The sequence below is a fragment of the Arthrobacter sp. Leaf337 genome (assembly GCF_001423745.1).
In the GTDB taxonomy this organism is placed as follows: Bacteria; Actinomycetota; Actinomycetes; order Actinomycetales; family Micrococcaceae; genus Arthrobacter.
In genome coordinates this window covers 80,989-99,334 of the sequence record NZ_LMPC01000004.1, presented here as the reverse complement: position 1 = coordinate 99,334, position 18,346 = coordinate 80,989, and the positions used below count along the sequence as shown (strand labels likewise).

Annotated in this window: 20 protein-coding genes; 16 read left to right on the top strand and 4 right to left on the bottom strand. The window is 65.6% G+C overall.

The annotated features are described in order from the left end of the window. The first annotated feature begins 73 nt into the window (after window positions 1-73). Window positions 74-583, top strand: coding sequence for a 30S ribosome-binding factor RbfA (gene rbfA / locus ASF98_RS05225; RefSeq protein ID WP_055798448.1), 510 nt, complete (start codon window positions 74-76; stop codon window positions 581-583). Window positions 584-650: 67 nt separating this feature from the next. Here rbfA and ASF98_RS05220 read toward each other — a convergent pair whose 3' ends face one another. Beyond that, entirely contained in the window at window positions 651-1,766 is a 1,116-nt protein-coding gene (locus ASF98_RS05220) for a ScyD/ScyE family protein (protein WP_055798445.1), read from the bottom strand. A gap of 180 nt (window positions 1,767-1,946) precedes the next feature. Between ASF98_RS05220 and ASF98_RS05215 the strand changes: the two genes are divergently transcribed. The 3 genes from ASF98_RS05215 to ASF98_RS05205 all read left to right on the top strand — a co-directional run bounded on the left by ASF98_RS05215 (window position 1,947) and on the right by ASF98_RS05205 (window position 3,411). Next, entirely contained in the window at window positions 1,947-2,432 is a 486-nt protein-coding gene (locus tag ASF98_RS05215; protein ID WP_055798442.1) for a nucleoside deaminase, read from the top strand. A gap of 83 nt (window positions 2,433-2,515) precedes the next feature. Next, complete coding sequence (trxA, locus tag ASF98_RS05210; protein ID WP_055798439.1) at window positions 2,516-2,989, top strand: thioredoxin; 474 nt, start codon at window positions 2,516-2,518, stop codon at window positions 2,987-2,989. Between the two features lie 83 nt (window positions 2,990-3,072). Next, window positions 3,073-3,411, top strand: coding sequence for a CU044_2847 family protein (locus ASF98_RS05205; RefSeq protein WP_055798436.1), 339 nt, complete (start codon window positions 3,073-3,075; stop codon window positions 3,409-3,411). A 74-nt stretch (window positions 3,412-3,485) separates the two neighbouring features. Here the strand turns inward: ASF98_RS05205 and ASF98_RS05200 are convergent, their stop codons facing one another. After that, window positions 3,486-3,695: a hypothetical protein gene (locus ASF98_RS05200; protein WP_028272182.1), complete on the bottom strand. Its 210-nt coding sequence runs from the start codon at window positions 3,693-3,695 to the stop codon at window positions 3,486-3,488. Between the two features lie 146 nt (window positions 3,696-3,841). Further along, window positions 3,842-4,996: a pyridoxal phosphate-dependent aminotransferase gene (locus ASF98_RS05195; RefSeq protein WP_200939309.1), complete on the bottom strand. Its 1,155-nt coding sequence runs from the start codon at window positions 4,994-4,996 to the stop codon at window positions 3,842-3,844. 131 nt (window positions 4,997-5,127) lie between these two features. On the opposite strand from ASF98_RS05195, the gene truB reads away from it, so the two are divergent. The 5 genes from truB to ASF98_RS05170 all read left to right on the top strand — a co-directional run bounded on the left by truB (window position 5,128) and on the right by ASF98_RS05170 (window position 9,565). Then, window positions 5,128-6,048: a tRNA pseudouridine(55) synthase TruB gene (gene truB, locus ASF98_RS05190; RefSeq protein ID WP_082506723.1), complete on the top strand. Its 921-nt coding sequence runs from the start codon at window positions 5,128-5,130 to the stop codon at window positions 6,046-6,048. Between the two features lies 1 nt (window position 6,049). Then, complete coding sequence (locus ASF98_RS05185; protein WP_055798430.1) at window positions 6,050-6,403, top strand: hypothetical protein; 354 nt, start codon at window positions 6,050-6,052, stop codon at window positions 6,401-6,403. Window positions 6,404-6,421: 18 nt separating this feature from the next. Further along, window positions 6,422-6,892, top strand: coding sequence for a hypothetical protein (locus ASF98_RS05180; RefSeq protein WP_055798743.1), 471 nt, complete (start codon window positions 6,422-6,424; stop codon window positions 6,890-6,892). A gap of 281 nt (window positions 6,893-7,173) precedes the next feature. Beyond that, a partial coding sequence (locus ASF98_RS05175) for an HNH endonuclease signature motif containing protein (RefSeq protein WP_235505613.1) occupies window positions 7,174-8,793 on the top strand: 1,620 nt, incomplete at its 5' end. 187 nt (window positions 8,794-8,980) lie between these two features. After that, on the top strand, window positions 8,981-9,565 hold the full coding sequence (locus tag ASF98_RS05170) for an adenylate kinase (protein WP_082506717.1): 585 nt from the start codon (window positions 8,981-8,983) through the stop codon (window positions 9,563-9,565). Between the two features lie 62 nt (window positions 9,566-9,627). Here the strand turns inward: ASF98_RS05170 and ASF98_RS05165 are convergent, their stop codons facing one another. Continuing rightward, a complete protein-coding gene (locus ASF98_RS05165) occupies window positions 9,628-10,461 on the bottom strand; it encodes a DUF937 domain-containing protein (protein WP_055798423.1) in 834 nt (277 codons plus the stop codon). Between ASF98_RS05165 and ASF98_RS24680 the strand changes: the two genes are divergently transcribed. The 7 genes from ASF98_RS24680 to ASF98_RS05135 all read left to right on the top strand — a co-directional run bounded on the left by ASF98_RS24680 (window position 10,451) and on the right by ASF98_RS05135 (window position 18,293). Continuing rightward, a complete protein-coding gene (locus ASF98_RS24680; protein ID WP_235505612.1) occupies window positions 10,451-10,618 on the top strand; it encodes a hypothetical protein in 168 nt (55 codons plus the stop codon). The genes ASF98_RS05165 and ASF98_RS24680 overlap by 11 nt on opposite strands. An 87-nt stretch (window positions 10,619-10,705) precedes the next feature. After that, on the top strand, window positions 10,706-11,689 hold the full coding sequence (locus tag ASF98_RS05160) for a bifunctional riboflavin kinase/FAD synthetase (protein WP_055798420.1): 984 nt from the start codon (window positions 10,706-10,708) through the stop codon (window positions 11,687-11,689). A gap of 30 nt (window positions 11,690-11,719) precedes the next feature. After that, window positions 11,720-12,574, top strand: coding sequence for a tryptophan 2,3-dioxygenase (kynA, locus tag ASF98_RS05155; RefSeq protein ID WP_055798418.1), 855 nt, complete (start codon window positions 11,720-11,722; stop codon window positions 12,572-12,574). Then, window positions 12,571-13,815, top strand: a complete 1,245-nt coding sequence (kynU, locus tag ASF98_RS05150) for a kynureninase (RefSeq protein WP_055798413.1) — start codon at window positions 12,571-12,573, stop codon at window positions 13,813-13,815. The genes kynA and kynU overlap by 4 nt, the downstream gene beginning before the upstream one ends. A 189-nt stretch (window positions 13,816-14,004) precedes the next feature. Next, window positions 14,005-14,274 (top strand): 30S ribosomal protein S15, encoded by a 270-nt coding sequence (gene rpsO / locus ASF98_RS05145; protein WP_028271969.1) that lies wholly within the window; start codon window positions 14,005-14,007, stop codon window positions 14,272-14,274. Window positions 14,275-14,520: 246 nt separating this feature from the next. Continuing rightward, window positions 14,521-16,761, top strand: a complete 2,241-nt coding sequence (locus tag ASF98_RS05140) for a polyribonucleotide nucleotidyltransferase (protein WP_055798739.1) — start codon at window positions 14,521-14,523, stop codon at window positions 16,759-16,761. Window positions 16,762-16,949: 188 nt separating this feature from the next. Continuing rightward, window positions 16,950-18,293: a M16 family metallopeptidase gene (locus ASF98_RS05135; protein ID WP_055798410.1), complete on the top strand. Its 1,344-nt coding sequence runs from the start codon at window positions 16,950-16,952 to the stop codon at window positions 18,291-18,293. Window positions 18,294-18,346: the final 53 nt, after the last annotated feature.

The window sequence follows — 18,346 nt, the reverse complement described above, 5'->3', positions numbered from 1 at the left end:
GTGGCAATTAACCGAACCTTTTGTACGCAAGCCGCTAACGCGCCGTCGTACATCCAAATATTTAGGAGTGGAAATGGCTGATCCGGCACGCGCTGCCAAGTTGGCGCAGCGGATTAAGGTTGTTGTTGCAGAGGCTTTGGGCCGGAAGGTCAAGGATCCGCGGCTTGAAGGTATTACTGTTACCGACGCCCGCGTGACCAATGACCTGCAACACGCCACGATCTACTACACCGTGTTCGGGGACCAGGTGGTGCAGGCTGATGCTGCCAAGGGCCTGGAGAAGGCCAAGGGCGTTCTCCGGCAGGAAGTGGGCCGCAACATCACGGTCCGGCTGACTCCCACCCTCGAATTCGTGGCTGACCAGATTCCGGTCAACGCCTCCAACCTCGAAGAGCTGCTCCGCGCCGCCAAGAAGCGGGACGCCGAGGTTGCCGCCCTGGCTGCCAGCGCCAAGCACGCCGGCGACGCCGATCCCTACAAGAGCGACATTCCTGAGGATGTCGAAATCGACGAGGACGACTTCGACGAAGAGGACGAAGACCTCATCGACGACGAAGAAATCAACGAAGACGGCAACAAGTAGCACGTCGCAGGCATGAGTGTGGCCGGACCCGCAAGGGTCCGGCCATTTTTTTGCCCAAGGAGTGGCGTCAGTGGCGGGCGTGCCTGTCAAGGTCAAGGGAAACCAGTTTGCCGTCGGGTGCCTGGTTCGGCGCGGGGAGGGCATCAGTGGTCGCGTACAGCGTGGAATCCCCGATGGTGACGTCGGCGGTGAGCTTGCCTGTCAGGACTGTCCGCTGTCCTTCGTCGCCGTTGATCCTGAGCACGCCGTCGCCGAACAGCGACGCGACGTAGATGTCGCCGTCGTCGTCAAGTGCCAGTCCGGTGGGGGAGAGCACTTCGTCAGCGAACAGCCTGACCCTGCCGTTGTCCGGGTTGACCTTATAGACGGACCCGCGTGCGCCCAGCCGCGGATCTTCCGGTCCGCCGGGGAGCGTGGTGACGTAGAGCCAACCGTCGGAACCTACCGCCACGTCCGTGGGCACTGGTTCAAATGCATAGGTCCGTCCCACAACGCAGTCCGGCAGCTGCAGTGTCGCCGCAACGTCGGCAGTGATCCGGTATGGCTGGGGCGGGAGGAGGGCGACGGTTTCGGTGTCACCTGAACGGAGGTCCACGGAAACCACGCTGTTGGCTCCCGCATCTGCCACGTAGGCCGTGCGGCCGGACAGGGCAATCGAGTATGGATGGGAATCCACGTCGCCTGTGTACGAGGCAGGCGGCATGCCTGCGGGCAGCTGGGCGGCGCACTCATCCGGCAGGTTGCGGAAGCCGTAGCGGGTGTCGCCGTCGGCGTTTTCTTCCGACTCCAGGGAAGCGAAGTCCCCGAGTGTCCACTGCGTACCGTCGTCGCTGATGGCCCTGATGTGGCCTGCCAATCGCCTGTCGTCCATCGGGCCGGCGCCCTGGCTTTCCAGGAGATACAGTGTGGACCGGCGCTCCGCGGTGCCCGCCACGTCCCAATCAGGAGCCGAGTAGACGGTGGACTTGCTGCCGTCGGCCTGAACCCTCGTCAGGCGGCCGGCGAATTCCTCGCTAACGATCACCGAGCCGTCCTGGTCAGCGTTGACGTGCAGGGGACCCACGAGTCCGCTCGCAAGGACTACGGGTGTTTGCTCCGCTGGCGCGGCACTGGCCGTAGCTGCGGGGGCCAGGAGCACGGCGATAGCTGCCGCGGACGCAAGCACCCGACGTTGATTTCTCATGGTTCTCTCCAATGCCCTTTGATGAATGTCAAGAGCCTTGAGACCACGGATTGGCTACCGTAAGAAACGGCTGCCCCCACTGCCCATATTGTAATTCCCGGTCGTCGGCATCGTCGATGGTCACGCAAACTGCCGGGCCCGGCTCACCGGAACTACGGGCCGGCTGGCTATGATCGGAGCATGGATGCCCAACCTTCAGCCGCCGCTATCCAGGACTTCCTGGGGCAGGCCATTAACCTCGCCGTTCAGAATGTGGCCGACGGCGGCGGACCGTTCGGTGCGCTGGTGGTCACCGAGGACGGAAAACGCCATTTTGGCGTCAACAGGGTAACGCGGGATAACGACCCCACCGCACATGCCGAAGTTGTGGCCATCCGCACCGCTGCGGCAGAATCCGCCAACTTCGACCTCAGCGGAGCTGTGCTCTACGCAAGCTGCGAACCCTGTCCGTTGTGCCTGGCGGCCGCGTTGTGGGCGCGGATCGGTCGTGTGTATTTTGCCGCGGACAGGCACGGCGCCGCGGCTGCCGGGTTCGACGACGCCCTGTTCTACGAATATTTTGACGGCACCCGCCCGGAGCTTATGCCGGTCAGCCAAACCGATATCCCGACGTCGAACGTCCCCTTTGACGCGTGGCGGGACAACCCGGACCGCACGGAATACTGACCTCCGCCTCGGGGTTCCGGCCTGCCGGACCGGCGGGACCTTCGACTCTATCCGGCAATGGTTGGCAGGCGTCCGATTAAGCCATGACCTCAGGTGCGGCTGGAAGGCAGCGCGGAGCAGTGGAACCGCGACTTATCAGGTGCCCCGGCTGCGGGAAGACGAACAGGATCCCGGCAGCTGCTCCCGGCCGTCCGCGCTGCGGCAACTGCCGCCACGACCTGCCGTGGATTGTCGACGCCGGAGATGCTGACTTCAAGCACATCGCCGAGCAGTCCACCGTGCCTGCCCTGATCGACTTCTGGGCCGAGTGGTGCGGCCCCTGCAAGTTGGTCAGCCCGGTCCTGGACCAGCTGGCAACGGAGAAGGCAGGTCGGATCAAACTGGTCAAAGTCGACGTGGACAAGGCCCCCGGGCTCTCTGCGAGGTTTGCAGTCCAGGCCATCCCCACGTTGATGGTGATTGTCAGCGGAATGGTGATTGCCCGGCAGGCGGGAGCCGCGCCGGCGCCGGCCTTGCGGACCTGGCTGGAGCACGCGCTGTCCTCCACTCTGAGCTGAGCACCACTCCGGCCTCGGCCCCAGTCGTTTTCAGCAATCTGCAGCACATTCCCGGCACAAGAATTCGGCATACGGAGGAAGCCATGACAGAGATACTGCGCTACGAAGTCGGATCCGGCATGGTCCTGGTCGAAGCAGAGGAGAGCAGCTTCGGGGTGGAACACCCCTCGCGGGACGACCAGGGGATCCAGGACACCGGGCGCAGGCTAGAAGATGCCCTCGCGGCCATCCGGCCGGCAGCAAGAGCCGCCGCGGACGTCCTGGGGGACCTGGCGCCGAAACATCTGGAACTTCAGTTCGGCGTGAAATTGGCCGGCACGGCAGGGGCCATCATCGCGAGGAATGTTGCCGAGGCCCATTTCATCGTCAGGATGTCATGGTCGCCCGAGCAGGCGCCGCCCGAGGAGGAGATCGAGTACTAGAGGCTCAGCCGGGAGGTGCACTGCGCTATGTTCGCCGCACCGCCATGTTCGCCGCACCGGGTTGGTTCGCGGCACTATGTCCGCGACCGGCGGCCGCCGCGCGCCCCCAGCCCGCCGAGAAGCGGCGATCCCATGCCCAGCAGGAAGCCGAAGTCGTACCAATTGCCGGCCCTCGCGTTGTTGTAGAAGGGGAACTCAGCCCACGCGCCGAAAACGTGCGCGATGAGCACGATCCACGCCGTAAAACCGTTCCAGAAGCCCCACAGCAGGTCTTGCCACCACATGATGTTCCTCTCCGGTGCCGCCCCTCTGGTCAGGTTAAGGCGCGGGCGGCTTTCGCACTAGGGACTCTTTGCCCCACCTGGGAGTTGTTCCCCCGCCGTGCGGGGCGCCCCCAGAACGTGCGGCGTCAGTCCCGGGACGTGTGGCGTCAGCCGCGGTACGGCAAACGGCCAAGGCCTTCCACTAGTTCAGCCTGGACGCCGCAGAGTGCAATGCGGATCCAGCCTTCGCCGATGGAACCGAAGGCCGTGCCGGGCGCGAAAGAAACCCCGGCATCAGCGAGGAACTTACGGACCCAGGTTCGCACATCGCCGCCGCTGACGTGGGAAACATCGGCCCAAAGGTAGAACGCCCCCTGCGCCGAAAGGAAGGGAATGCCCTTGGACGCCAGCACTGCCGAAGCTGCGTCCCGGTTGGCCCGGTAGTGGGCATGGGCATGGCTGACGCAGTCCTGCGGCCCCTCAAGTGCGGCGAGCGCGGCGTACTGGGACGGTGAGGCGACGCACGAAACGATCGACTCCATCACATTGTTCATCTTCCGCTCCAGCCCCGGCGGGCAAATCAGCGCGCCGATCCGCAGCCCTGTCAGTCCATAGGTCTTGGAAAGCGTCAACGAAGTGAAGACCCTGGCCTCCCCGGGGACGTCGCTGTCGAACCTGGCGGGGCTGACGTGGGGGACGTCGTAGGTGAATGCCTCGTAGCATTCGTCGGAGATGATCCACAGGTCGTGGCGCCGGGCCAGTTCGACGAGGCCGCGGGTGAGGTCGCCGCCCAGCACCGCGCCCAGCGGATTGGACGGCGAGTTCAGGATCAGCACTTTGGTCTGCGGCGTGATGAGGGCTTCGATGTCCTCGATCCGGGGCTGGAAGTCGTGCTCGGGGTACAGCGGGTATCGCACGGGCACTGCGTGCAGCAGCCGGCTGGTCATGGCGAAGGTGGGGTAGCCCGGATTGGGGATCAGGATTTCGTCGCCGGGGGAGAGCAGCAGGCTCATGGCGAAGTGGAGGCCCTGCTGGGCGCCGTCCACCACGTAGACCCGTTCGGACCCGACCTCGACGCCGTTGTGTTCACGGAACCTCGCTGCGAAGGCCTCGCGGAGGGCAGGGATTCCGGCATTCGGCGTGTAATTGGTCTCGTCGCGGTCCAGGCATGCCATTCCGGCCTCAAGGACATGGCGGGGGACGGCGAAGCCTGGTTCGCCGATGCTCAGCACGATGGCTCCGGGGGTGGCCCAGGCTGCTTCGGTGATCTCGCGGATCTGGTTGACGGGAAAGTCGCGGACATGGGCGGCAAGCTCGGGCATGTCTGCCATCCTAACCGCCCGCCGTCGGGCCGCCGCGGGACCCGGCCGCCCGCCGTCGTGCTGGCCGCGGGACCCGGCCGCCCGCCGTCGTGCGAAATGGGAGCGCCGTGGGCGCGGATATACTGGGAGGCGTGCTTTCTGGACTGGTAATAGTGGACAAGCCGCAAGGATGGACCAGCCACGATGTGGTTGGACGGATGCGGCGGCTGGCCGGTACCCGGAAAGTGGGGCATGCCGGAACGCTGGATCCGATGGCCACGGGTGTGCTGGTTCTTGGGATCAACAAGGCCACACGGCTTCTGACGTACATCGTGGGCACGTCCAAGACGTACACAGCCACCATCCGTCTCGGCGAATCCACAGTGACGGACGACGCCGAAGGCGAGGTGGTCAGCAGCCAATCTGCCGCTGCGGTCACCGAAGAAGCCATCCGGGCCGGCGTCGCAGCACTCACCGGCGAGATCCAGCAGGTCCCCAGCAGCGTGAGCGCCATCAAAGTCAACGGCGAACGCGCGTACGCCCGCGTCCGGTCCGGCGAAGACGTGAAGCTTGCTGCACGGCCCGTAACCATCCACCGTTTCGATGTCCATTCGCTCCGCCCCGAGCGCGACGGCGAAGTCCTTGACGTGGACGTCACTGTGGAGTGCTCGTCCGGAACATATATCCGGGCCCTGGCACGCGACCTTGGCGAGGCGCTGGGAACAGGAGGCCACCTGACGGCGCTTCGGCGGACCCAGGTTGGCCCCTACACGCTGGACCAGGCCCGGACGCTCGAGCAGCTGGCGGAGGAACTGGAAGTTCTGGAGATGTCCCAGGCGGCGCGGGCGCTCATGCCGAACCGGGAGCTCAGCGAGGATGAAGCCACTGAAATCTCCTTCGGCCGGCGCATAGCCGCAGGCGCGGCAGCCGGAACCCCGGAGGCTGCCACCGCAGACAATCCGGCCGCAGCGTTCGCGCCCGACGGCTCGCTCGTTGCCCTGCTGGCCGACGCCGGTGGCTATGCCAAGCCTGTGCTCGTTTTTGCCCCCAGCAACGAACAGCCGGGCAAATAGCATGGACGCGTACTTTTACATCATTCTGGCCGTCGGACTGCTCTCCACCATCATCTGCGCCGTGGCGGGGATCATGAATAAAGCCCCGAACGACGCCACCATCCTGTCCGTGGCCGCCGTCGAACTGGCACTGCTGGTTTACCTCGTGGGCTCCATCGTCCGCGTTTCGTCGGGAGAACAGATAGCCGGGGAATCATGGGAATTCTGGGGCTACCTGATCACGGCCCTGATCCTGCCCGTTGGCGCCGTGTACTGGTCCATCCTGGAACGAACCCGGTGGAGCAACTTTGTCCTGGCTGCCGTGGGCGTCACCGCCCTTGTCATGGCCGCCCGCATGAACCAGATCTGGTACTGAGTGGAAGAAGCACAAGACGTGACTCCGCAAACCCCCGTCAACAAGACCGACGCGGCGCCGAAGGCCCTGTCCAAGGACACCCGGAACACCGGGCCCGGGCGGCTGCTGATCGCGGTCTACGCAGTTTTCGCCATCTCTGCCACGGCCCGGGCCGGCTATCAGATTCTCACCAAGTTCTCCGAGGCGCCGCTCGCATACCTGCTCTCGGCGTTCGCGGCACTCGTTTACGCCGTCGCCACGGTCTCCCTGGCGAGGCCCGGCAGGACGTGGTTCAAAGTGTCAGTGGCCGCCGTTCTCGTGGAACTCGTGGGCGTGGTGGTGGTCGGGGCGCTGAGCATCTTCGACTCCGTCAACTTCCCGCACGAAACGGTCTGGTCGCTTTTCGGCCGCGGCTACGCGTTTATCCCGCTGCTGCTTCCCATTCTTGGACTTGCGTGGCTGTACCGGCGCCGCCCGTCAGTAAATTCAGCAGGGTCACAGTCGTCCTGACTCGGCGGCCCTAAATTGTCGTAGGTCGCTGGCAGAGTTGTCCCATGGAGGTCTTGGGGGAACTCGCTGCAGGAGGGGCGTTGCGGTGGGCGGCATTGCCCGCCGCCGCTTCTGCTGTTCGATTTGCCTCCGTTCCGGGCCTGCGCAGTGTCCCCGCCGGTCTGCAGACTTCTCAGGCGTTGGCGTCCGACGGCGGCGGGGCCGGTGATCTTCCCCGGAGCCTTGCGCTGCTCAAACGTGCCAGTTCGACGGCGGTCGAGGACGCCGGTCTGATGGGCTTNCTGCAGACTTCTCAGGCGTTGGCGTCCGACGGCGGCGGGGCCGGTGATCTTCCCCGGAGCCTTGCGCTGCTCAAACGTGCCAGTTCGACGGCGGTCGAGGACGCCGGTCTGATGGGCTTCCGGGAGGCTGCCGACTTCGCGGCGAACGTTGAGGAMATCGCCCGGACCATGGAATACCTGCAGGTGGTCGCCGCCGGGGCTGTGGACCGGACCCGGCGCCAGGCCTCGGCTGCTGCGGGTTCTGCGAGGGCCGGCTCGGGTGCCGCGGTTGGCTGGACCACCGGGTGGGGCGAAGCGACAGCCGTGCACGGGCCCATCGGCTGGGCCACCAGCCCGGCGGATGCAGGGAGTGACCCGGCTGCAAGCGGTCCGGCTGCCGAGGCGCCCGCGGGAACTGCAGCTCCTGCGACCCGGGAACCGGATCCGGCCGATGACGGGTGCCGGAACACCACAGAGTTCCTCCGCGCGAGGTTGCGGATCGGTGCCGGCGAAGCCCGCCGCCGGCTGGCACTGGCCGAGGCGGTCCTGCCGAGGCCCGGGATCACCGGCCACCCCCAGGAACCCGAACGGCCCGAGCTCGCCGAGGCCGTGGCGTCCGGGTCCGTGGGCACTAGGTCCGCGACCATCATCACCCTGGCGTTGGACCGGGTCCGCCACCACTCCACCGAAAACACCACCGCCAGGATGGAACACGCCCTGACCCGCGCCGCGGCAGAGCAGGACACCGACTTCGTCGCCCGGGTCGCCCGGCAGTGGACGGACGCGATCGACCAGGACGGCACCGAACCCACCGAAACCGAACTCCGGCACCGCCAGGGCGTGTTCCTCCGCCAGCCCCGCCACGGACTCCAGCGGATGGAAATCCTGGCCACCACGGAGCTAACGGAACAGCTGCTTACGGCGATGAATACGGCCGCCAACCCCCGCATCCGCACAGGCGCCGGCGCCGACAGCGGCGCAGAGCAGGACTTGGAACCGGAACTGGATCAGCGGACCCGCCCGCAGCAGCTCCTGGACGGCCTCGTCGGCGCCTGCAAAACAGCCCTGACCACCGGTGCGCTCCCGGCTGCGGGCGGGCTCCGGCCGCAGGTCATGGTGACCATCGACTACCGCGACCTCCTCGACCGGCTGGAGAACCTCGAGCACGCCACCTCGGCCTCAGGCACCATCGAGAGGACCGGCACCGCGGGCATCCCTGGCACGGGCTCGTTCACGTTCACCGGCCCCGTCACCGCCGCCACCGTCCGCAAGATCGCCTGCGACGCGGACATCATCCCCGTCCTCCTCGGCAGCCAGGGACGGATCCTGGACATCGGCCGCACCACCCGGGTGTTCCCGCCGCACATCCGCAAAGCCCTCACCGCCCGCGACCAGGGCTGCGCGTTCCCCGGCTGCACCATCCCCGCCCCGTGGTGCGAAGCCCACCACATCACCTACTGGTCCCACGGCGGAACCACCGGCACCGACAACGGCGCCCTGCTCTGCAGCCATCACCACCACCTGATCCACAAGGAACAGTGGCAGATCCAGGTCCGAACCGGGGTGCCCTGGTTCATCCCGCCACCCCACATCGACCCACGACAGGTCCCGCGACGAAACACCTACTTCCGACTCGAGTGAGACGGCAGCAGTTGAACCGAGACGTCCCGGGAACCGCGAAACGGGCAGCGTCCTCGGCGGCACCGAGCTGAAATCCGTGCCGTCTGGCGAGCGCCGGCCTTGAACGCAGGGTGCTATTGTGTCAAATCGCGGTGCGCCAGGCTTCAAGGGACGCCAGCGTGCCGAGCGAAACAGGGGGGAGCCACCCGTGAAATCCATTCCGCCAAATCCAGCCCGGGTCCTGTTCTACGGCGTCACGGGCAGCGGCAAGTCTTCGGCCGCCCACGCGTATGCTGCTGCTTCCGGGCTCCCGGAGTTTTCCGCCGACGACGACATCGGCTGGCTTCCCGGCTGGCAGCAGCGCAGCGTCGAACAACAACGCGAGATCGCAGCGGACGTGGCGGCCCGCGATTTCTGGGTCCTGGACAGCGCCTATGGCGTCTGGCGCGACATTGTTGTACCCCGGGCGGAACTAGTTGTTGCGCTGGATTACCCCCGGTGGCTGTCGCTTGCCAGGCTGACCCGCCGCTCGGTCCGCCGAGTCATCACCAGACAGCCCGTTTGTAACGGAAACGTGGAAACGCTGGCGAGGCTTTTTGCCAGGGACTCGATCTTCTACTGGCACTTCAACTCGTTTGCCAGGAAAAAGCGGGTCTTCAGGGAATGGCAGGCCGATCCGGACATGCCACCGGTGCTGGTGTTTCGCAAGCCCAAGGAACTGGACCACTGGCTGATGCACATCGCAACCGCCACAGGCCCGGTGGATGCCACCGGAGAATCCGGCCGGCCCTAAATGTGAACCAGACGCGTTGATGCTCCCGTACCAGGAAGGTGCGGGAGCATCAGACAGCCACGCTATTTCTTCCCGAAGAGCCCGCCCAACAGCCCGCCGAGGCCGCCGTCGTCGTTCTTTCGGTCCTCGACGCGCTCCTCGGCCCGGTCTTCGGTGCGCTCACCGGGGAGGTCGACGTCGATCAACTCGCCCGGAACGGGAGCGCCGCCCTGCTGCATCGGCTGACCCAGCGGACCGGTGGGGCGCTGCGGCGCCGAATCCTTGACGGTCTCCGGTACTACATCATTACGGGACTGCTGCCCGCCTTGCGTGCCCCCACCGAAAATGCCGCCAAGGATGTCGCCGAGGCCGCCCTGGCCCCCGGCGCCGCCCTGCGAACCGCCGCCAAGAATGCCGCCCAGGATGCCGCCGAGATCGATGCCCCCGGGACCGCCGGCGCTGCTCGAAGAGTCGCCGCCGGCCACCCCGCCGCCTGCTGGCGCGTTCCGGCCGCCGAGGATCTTGTTGGCGAGGTAGGACATCACGATCGGCGCAAGAATGGGCAGGAGCTTCCGGACGAGGTCTCCGCCAACGCCGCCCAGGTTGGCCGTCCCTGCGAGCTGGCTGGCCACTTGGTCCTGCTGGCCGCCGAAAACATGGCTGACAATCTTCTCGCCGTCGGACGTGTCCACCTGCGAGACGTCCACACCGCCGTCAATGAGCCCGTCCTGGTGCTGGGCGAGTGCCGACTCCAGGGAGGCTGCACCATCCGGCGCCTGTGCGTTGCTCTGCATGCCTGCAAGGAGGGTGGGCACCGCGGCCTCGACAGCGGCCTGGGCGGACGCCCTGTCCGTGCCAAGCAAGCCGGCAATCTGGTCAACAGGAATCTGTTCCAAAATCTCGCGGATGTCAGTCATAGGACTCTCCTTCGGCCCGGCGGGCAGCGCGGGCATCGTTGGCTGCGGCGCGCAGCTGCGTCGCCGGATGCTGCCCTTGCATCCTAGTCCGGGGCGGGAGGCCGGGGAAGGAAAGGACGGGGCAGCGGGAGCCGGGGCCGGCCACGGCGTCGGTTAGCACAGGCAATTGCGGGTAATCTAGGAGAGTTCCGGGCCCGGCGCGGTTTTCGGACGAGTCAATGGCAGGCAGTAAAAGGCGAGGTTGATGGTCCACATCTGGAACGATCCGTCCGAGGTCCCCGCGGACTTCGGCCCTACCGTTGTCACGTTTGGCAATTTCGACGGCGTACACCGCGGGCACCAGCAGGTACTTTCCCAGCTGATCCGCACGGCCCGCCTCAACGGCGCGCGCGCTGTGGCGGTGACATTTGACCCGCACCCGGCACAGGTGCACCGGCCCGAGTCCGCACCGGAGCTCATCATGGGCCTTGAGGACAAGCTCGTTGCCCTCGGCGAGCTGGGTCTGGATGCCGTCCTGGTGATGAAGTACTCGCTGGAGCTCGCCAGCCTGACGCCCGAAGAATTCGTCGCCGGGGTCCTTGTCGACAGCCTCAAGGCCAGCCACGTGGTGATCGGCCATGACGCCCGCTTTGGCCGCGGCAACTCCGGTGACCTGTCCACCATGCAGGAGCTGGGGGAGAAGTTCGGCTTTACCGTGCAGGTCATCAGTGAGTTCGGCTCCGAAGGATTTCCCATCCACGACGACGGCGGCCAGGACCGCCGTTGCTCGTCCACCTGGGTGCGTGAGGCCTTGCGGGACGGCGACGTCACCACGGCGGCTGCCGTGCTGGGCCGCCCGCACCGGATGCGCGGCGAGGTGGTCCACGGTGCTGCCCGCGGCCGTGCACTGGGTTTCCCCACTGCCAATCTGGCCTCCGAAGCCAGCGGCTACATCCCGGCCGACGGCATTTACGCCGGCTGGCTCGTGGACCAGGCCGGCACGAGGTGGCCGGCGGCCATCTCGGTGGGTTCCAACCCCACGTTTGACGGCGTCAGCCGGCAGGTTGAGGCACACGTCATCGACCGCCCGGAAGAGCCCGTTGAGAACTTCGATCTGTACGGCCAGACAGTAGTGGTGGAGTTCGCGGCGCGGTTGCGGGGCATGGTGGCGTACCGTGGGCCGGAGGCGCTCGTCGAACAGATGCGCCTGGACGTCGTCCAGGCCCACGACATCCTGTTCCGGCGCTGACTCCCAGTCACTGGCAAGGAAGGCACCGCTGTGTCCGTTGAGAAGAACACGAGGAAACTGGAAAAGGACATCGTCCGGGATTTCAGTTCGCGGATGAGCTACGCGTCGTACCTGCAGCTCCCTACGCTGCTGAGTGCGCAGCAACCGGTCAGCGATCCGGAACACCACGACGAACTGCTCTTCATCATCCAGCACCAGACCACCGAACTGTGGCTGAAGCTGGTCCTTCACGAGCTGCGCAGCGCCGCGGCCTGGCTCCGCAGCGACGACCTCGGCTCCGCCTTGAAGGCGATTGCTCGCGTCAAGCACATCCAGAAGACCCTGACTGAGCAATGGTCCGTGCTGGCCACGCTGACACCCACCGAGTATTCGCAGTTCCGGGGTTTCCTGGGCAACTCCTCCGGGTTCCAGTCCAGCCAGTACCGTGCGGTGGAGTTCGTGCTGGGCAACAAGAACCGCAAGATGCTTCCCGTGTTCGAATCCGATCCCGAGGCCCACGAGCAACTGCGCCGCGTCCTTGAAGCGCCCAGCATCTATGACGAATTCCTGGCGTACCTCAACCGGCAGGGCTTCGCTATTCCTGCCTCCCTGCTGGAACGCGACGTCACCAAAGCCCACGAGTTCTGCCCCGAACTGGTTCCGGTGTTCAAGCACATCTACGAAAACGCGGCGGACAACTGGGGCGCCTATGAGGCCTGCGAGGAACTCGTGGACCTGGAAGACAACTTCCAGCTGTGGCGGTTCCGGCATCTGCGGACGGTGCAACGGACCATCGGCATGAAGGCGGGCACCGGCGGATCCAGTGGCGCTGCATTCCTGCAGAAGGCCCTGGAACTGACCTTCTTCCCCGAACTTTTCGCCGTCCGGACGGAGATCGGCCAATGAGCACGGTTCACGGGACTCAAGACGCCCTGCTGCAGCGCGCCGTCGAACTTGACGCCGCCGACCCGCTGGCCGGCTACCGCGACCACTTCGTCGGAACCGACACTGACCTGTCCTACCTGGACGGAAACTCACTGGGCCGCCCGCTCAAGCGGACCGTCACCGACATCAGCGCCTTCATCCAGGAGAACTGGGGCGGCCGGCTGATCCGCGGCTGGGACGAGGAATGGCTCGCCCTGCCGGAAGCCATCGGAGACCAGCTGGGCCGGGCAGTGCTCGGAGCGGCTCCCGGGCAGACCATCATCGCCGACTCCACCACCGTTGTCCTCTACAAGCTGGTCCGCGCAGCCCTCGCCGCCGTCAAGGACCCCGCCAGGACCGAAATCGTGCTGGACACGGACAACTTCCCTACGGACCGCTACCTCCTGGAAGGCATCGCCCGCGAAGAAGGACTGACGCTGCGGTGGATCGAAGCCGATCCGGCCGCCGGCGTGAGCGTTGAACAGGTGCGGGAGGCCGCGGGGCCGTCCACCGCCGTCGTTGTCCTGAGCCAGATCGCCTACCGCTCGGGCTACCTCGCCGACCTGCCGGCAATCACCGCTGCAGTGCACGACGCCGGTGCGCTGGTGGTGTGGGACCTGTGCCATTCCGCCGGGTCAGTGGAGATCGACCTCGACGCCGCTGACGTCGACTTCGCCGCCGGCTGCACCTACAAGTACCTCAACGGCGGGCCGGGCTCCCCGGCCTTCGCGTACATCAACTCCCGCCACCTCCCAGCGTTGAGCCAGCCAATCTGGGGATGGATGGGCCGCAAGGACGCCTTCGAAATGGCCGCCGGCTACGAACCGGCCCCGGGGGTCCGCGGCTTCCTCAGCGGAACGCCGGCAATTTTCGGCATGATCGCGATGCGCGGCACGCTGGACCTGATCGAAGAAGCCGGCATGTCCGCTTTGCGGGAAAAATCCCTGAAACTGACGGCGTATGCCCTCGAACTCCATGATGCGTGGCTGGCGCCTGCCGGTGTGCAGCTGGCAACACCGCGGGACGCAGAGCGGCGGGGGAGCCACATCACTGTGGACCACCCGGATTTCCGTGAAATGACCGCAGAGCTCTGGGACCAGGACGTCATCCCGGACTTCCGGGCACCGCAAGGCATCCGCATCGGGCTGTCGCCGCTCAGTACGTCATTCACGGAGGTCTACCGCGGCGTCGCCGCGATCCGTGATCTGCTTGCGCGCCCGTAGGTGGTTGCGGGGTAGGTTTCGACAAGATTGCGGCCGGGCCGGTAAACTAAACGTTGGATCCGGCTGCAGTCCGTGGTGGCTGGTTCTTGTTATGTGAAGGAATCCCCGAATTTGCGGGGATCTCCGGCGCAGGCACACCCGGCAGTGAGTTACTGATTCGGGCCTCACGGCACATCTCTAGGAGTTATTGTGGCACTTGACGCCGCTGTAAAGCAGTCCATCATCAAGGATTTCGCAACGTCCGAAGGCGACACCGGTTCACCGGAGGTCCAGGTTGCAGTCCTGACTCAGCGGATCAAGGATCTCACTGAGCACATGAAGGAGCACAAGCACGACTTCCACACCCAGCGCGGTCTGCTGGCCATGGTTGGTCGTCGCAAGCGTATGCTCACCTACCTCAAGAACACTGACATTGCACGCTACCGTGCGCTCATCGAGCGCCTCGGCCTGCGCCGCTAGTCAGCTCTAAGGGGCGGCCCATCCCACCCGGAAGGGCCGCCTCCTGCAGTACCAAAACTAAACAGGAGGATCAACCGCATCACGCATTCGCGGTCCTCGGTAGTGATTCCCGGGAACGGCTTCGACGAGTGAAGCCCGGCCCGTGGGTCTCGATCGATGACCGGGTGCAGTGCAGGCCAGTAGACAGATGCTGGGCTGGGTTGATGCGGCTGGACTTCCGTTAACCAAGAAACGGAGGTGACTCTCTTGGAGGGTCCCGAAATCCAGTTCTCAGAAGCCGTCATTGACAATGGCCGCTTTGGCAAGCGTGTAATCCGCTTCGAAACCGGCCGTCTTGCCAAGCAGGCAGCCGGCGCAGCCATGGTGTACATCGACGAGGACACCGCTCTGCTGTCCGCAACCACCGCCGGCAAGCACCCGCGTGAAGGCTTCGACTTCTTCCCGCTGACCGTTGACGTCGAAGAGCGTATGTACGCCGCCGGCCGCATCCCGGGTTCGTTCTTCCGCCGCGAAGGCCGCCCGTCCACCGAAGCCATCCTGGCTTGCCGCCTCATGGACCGTCCGCTGCGTCCTGCCTTCATCAAGGGCTTGCGCAACGAGGTCCAGATCGTCGTCACCGTCCTGGCGATCAACCCGGACGAGCTCTACGACGTCGTGGCCATCAACGCCTCGTCCATGTCCACCCAGCTCTCCGGCCTGCCGTTCTCCGGCCCCATCGGCGGCGTGCGCGTTGCCCTCGTGGCTGACGAGCAGGGTTCGCAGTGGGTTGCATTCCCGAAGCACTCGCAGCTCGAGAACTCCGTGTTCAACATGGTCGTTGCCGGCCGCGTTGCAGGTGACGACGTCGCCATCATGATGGTCGAAGCCGAAGCCACGGACAACTCCTGGAACCTCATCAAGGAACAGGGCGCCACCGCTCCCACCGAAGAGGTTGTTTCCGAGGGCCTCGAGGCTGCCAAGCCGTTCATCAAGGCACTTTGCGACGCCCAGGCCGACCTGGCTGCCCGCGCTGCCAAGCCGACCGTCGAATTCCCGGTCTTCCTCGACTACGAGGACGACGTCTACGCCGCTGTTGAGGCTGCCGCTGCCGAGAAGCTTGCTGCTGTCTTCCAGATCGCTGACAAGCAGGAGCGCGACACCGCTTCGGACGAGCTCAAGGACGAAGTCACTTCTTCGCTCGCCGGCCAGTTCGAGGGACGCGAGAAGGAGCTGTCCGCAGCGTTCCGCTCGGTGACCAAGCACGTTGTGCGCCAGCGCATCCTGAAGGACCAGATCCGCATCGACGGCCGCGGCCTGACGGACATCCGCCAGCTCACCGCAGAGGTCGAGGTTCTGCCCCGCGTCCACGGTTCGGCTATCTTCGAGCGCGGCGAGACCCAGATCATGGGTGTCACCACGCTGAACATGCTGAAGATGGAACAGCAGATCGACTCGCTGTCGCCGGTAACGCGCAAGCGCTACATGCACAACTACAACTTCCCGCCGTACTCCACCGGTGAGACCGGCCGCGTGGGCTCGCCCAAGCGCCGCGAAATCGGTCACGGCGCCCTGGCCGAGCGCGCGCTCGTGCCCGTGCTGCCGTCCCGCGAGGAATTCCCCTACGCCATCCGCCAGGTGTCTGAGGCCCTCAGCTCCAACGGTTCGACGTCGATGGGTTCCGTCTGCGCCTCCACGCTGTCGATGCTCAACGCCGGTGTGCCGCTGAAGGCTGCCGTTGCCGGCATCGCCATGGGCCTGGTCTCCGACCAGGTTGACGGCCAGACCCGCTACGCGGCCCTCACGGACATCCTCGGCGCCGAAGATGCTTTCGGCGACATGGACTTCAAGGTTGCCGGTACGTCCGAATTCGTCACGGCCATCCAGCTGGACACGAAGCTCGACGGCATCCCGGCCTCCGTCCTCGCTGCCGCCCTGAAGCAGGCACGCGAAGCCCGCCTGCACATCCTCGAGGTCATCAACTCCGCGATCGACACCCCGGACGAGCTCTCCGAGTTCGCTCCACGCGTCATCGCGGTCAAGATCCCCGTGGACAAGATCGGCGAGGTCATTGGGCCCAAGGGCAAGATGATCAACCAGATCCAGGAAGACACCGGCGCGGACATCTCCATCGAGGACGACGGCACCGTTTACATCGGCGCCACCAACGGCCCGTCCGCCGACGCCGCACGCTCCGCGATCAACGCCATCGCCAACCCGCAGGTTCCGGAAATCGGAGAGCGCTACCTGGGTACGGTCGTCAAGACCACCACCTTCGGTGCCTTCATTTCCCTCACCCCGGGCAAGGACGGCCTGCTGCACATCTCCGAGCTGCGCAAGATCGCCGGCGGCAAGCGCGTGGACAACGTCGAGGACGTCGTCTCCGTGGGCCAGAAGATCCAGGTTGAAATCACCAAGATCGACGACCGCGGAAAGCTGTCCCTGTCCCCGGTTATCGCCGAGGAAGAAGGCGCTGAAAGCGCTGAGACCGTCGAGGCAGCCGCAGAGTAGTCTGCAGCGCACTTCGTAGTCCAAGCACGACGGGGCCGGTGGATCATCCACCGGCCCCGCCGTCGCTAAGCCGCCCCGCCGTCGCTAAACCGTGGCCGTCCGCACAGCGCCCCTCCGTGAGGTTCCGGGGGAGTGCTCCGCTGGTACGATGGCAGGCAGATTTGGCACCGTTTTCCTGAAAGGCCTTGATGACTGTCGTACCCCTGCCGCTAGTGCAGAACCATCCCGGAGACACCTTGATCCACGGAGCCGACGGCGGGTCCGTTGTCCGGCGGTCCGTGCTCCCCGGCGGTGTGCGTGTACTGACGGAGGCAATGCCTGGCCAGCGTTCTGCGACCATCGGTTTCTGGGTGGGCGTGGGTTCGCGGGACGAAGCCCACGGCCAGCACGGATCCACGCATTTCCTGGAGCACTTGCTGTTCAAGGGCACCCGGCGGCGCTCCGCCCTGGAAATCGCTTCGGCCTTCGACGAGGTCGGCGGGGAGTCCAATGCCGCCACAGCGAAGGAAAGCACGTGCTACTTCGCCCGGGTCCTGGACACCGACCTCCCGATGGCCATCGACGTCATCGCGGACATGATCACCGGTGCTGTCCTGGATCCGCAGGAGATGGAGCAGGAGCGGGACGTCATCCTGGAGGAAATCGCAATGGACAGCGACGACCCCACAGACGTCGCCCACGAACATTTCGTCGCAGCGGTGTTGGGAACCCACCCGCTCGGCCGCCCGATTGGCGGGACCCCCGAGGCCATCCGGGCCGTTGCCCGCGATTCCGTCTGGGACCACTACCGCCGCTACTACCGTCCGGACGAGCTGGTCATCACCGCCGCCGGCGGACTGGACCACGACGTCGTCTGCGGACTTGTGGTGGACGCGCTCCAGCAGGCGGGCTGGGCGCTGGAGCCCGGTGCCGCTCCCGTGGAAAGGCGCTCCACTGAGCGGGCCGAAATTACCGGCACTGCCGGACTCCATGTGGTGAAGCGGCCCGTTGAGCAAGCGAACATCATTATGGGTTGCCCCACGATCGTTGCCACGGACGGCCGCCGCTATGTCATGAGCGTGCTTAATGCCGTGCTGGGCGGCGGCATGTCCTCCCGGCTCTTCCAGGAGGTTCGCGAAAAGCGCGGCCTGGTGTATTCCACCTACTCCTTTGCATCGTCATACGCCGACGCCGGTTACTTCGGCATGTATGCGGGATGCACGCCGTCGAAGGTCCGCCAGGTCATTGAGCTGCTGGGTGCCGAGCTGGACAAGCTGGCAGAGCACGGCATTTCTGACGACGAACTCAAGAAGGCCGTGGGCCAGCTCTGCGGCGGGATCGTCCTGGCGCTCGAGGACACCGGATCACGGATGTCCAGGCTGGGCCGGGCCGAGCTGGTGTCCGGTGAATACCAGGACATCGAGGAAACGCTTCGGCAGATCAAGGGCGTCACCTTGGAACAGGTGCGCGAGCTGGCGCGGGAACTGGCTGCAGCGCCTCGGACGGTAACCGTAGTGGGTCCGTTCGAGGAAGGCGAAACCTTCGGCCTCTAGCTCGTACCCCTGAAGCTGGACAACTCCACCCGCGGAGCGTGATGATGAAGCCG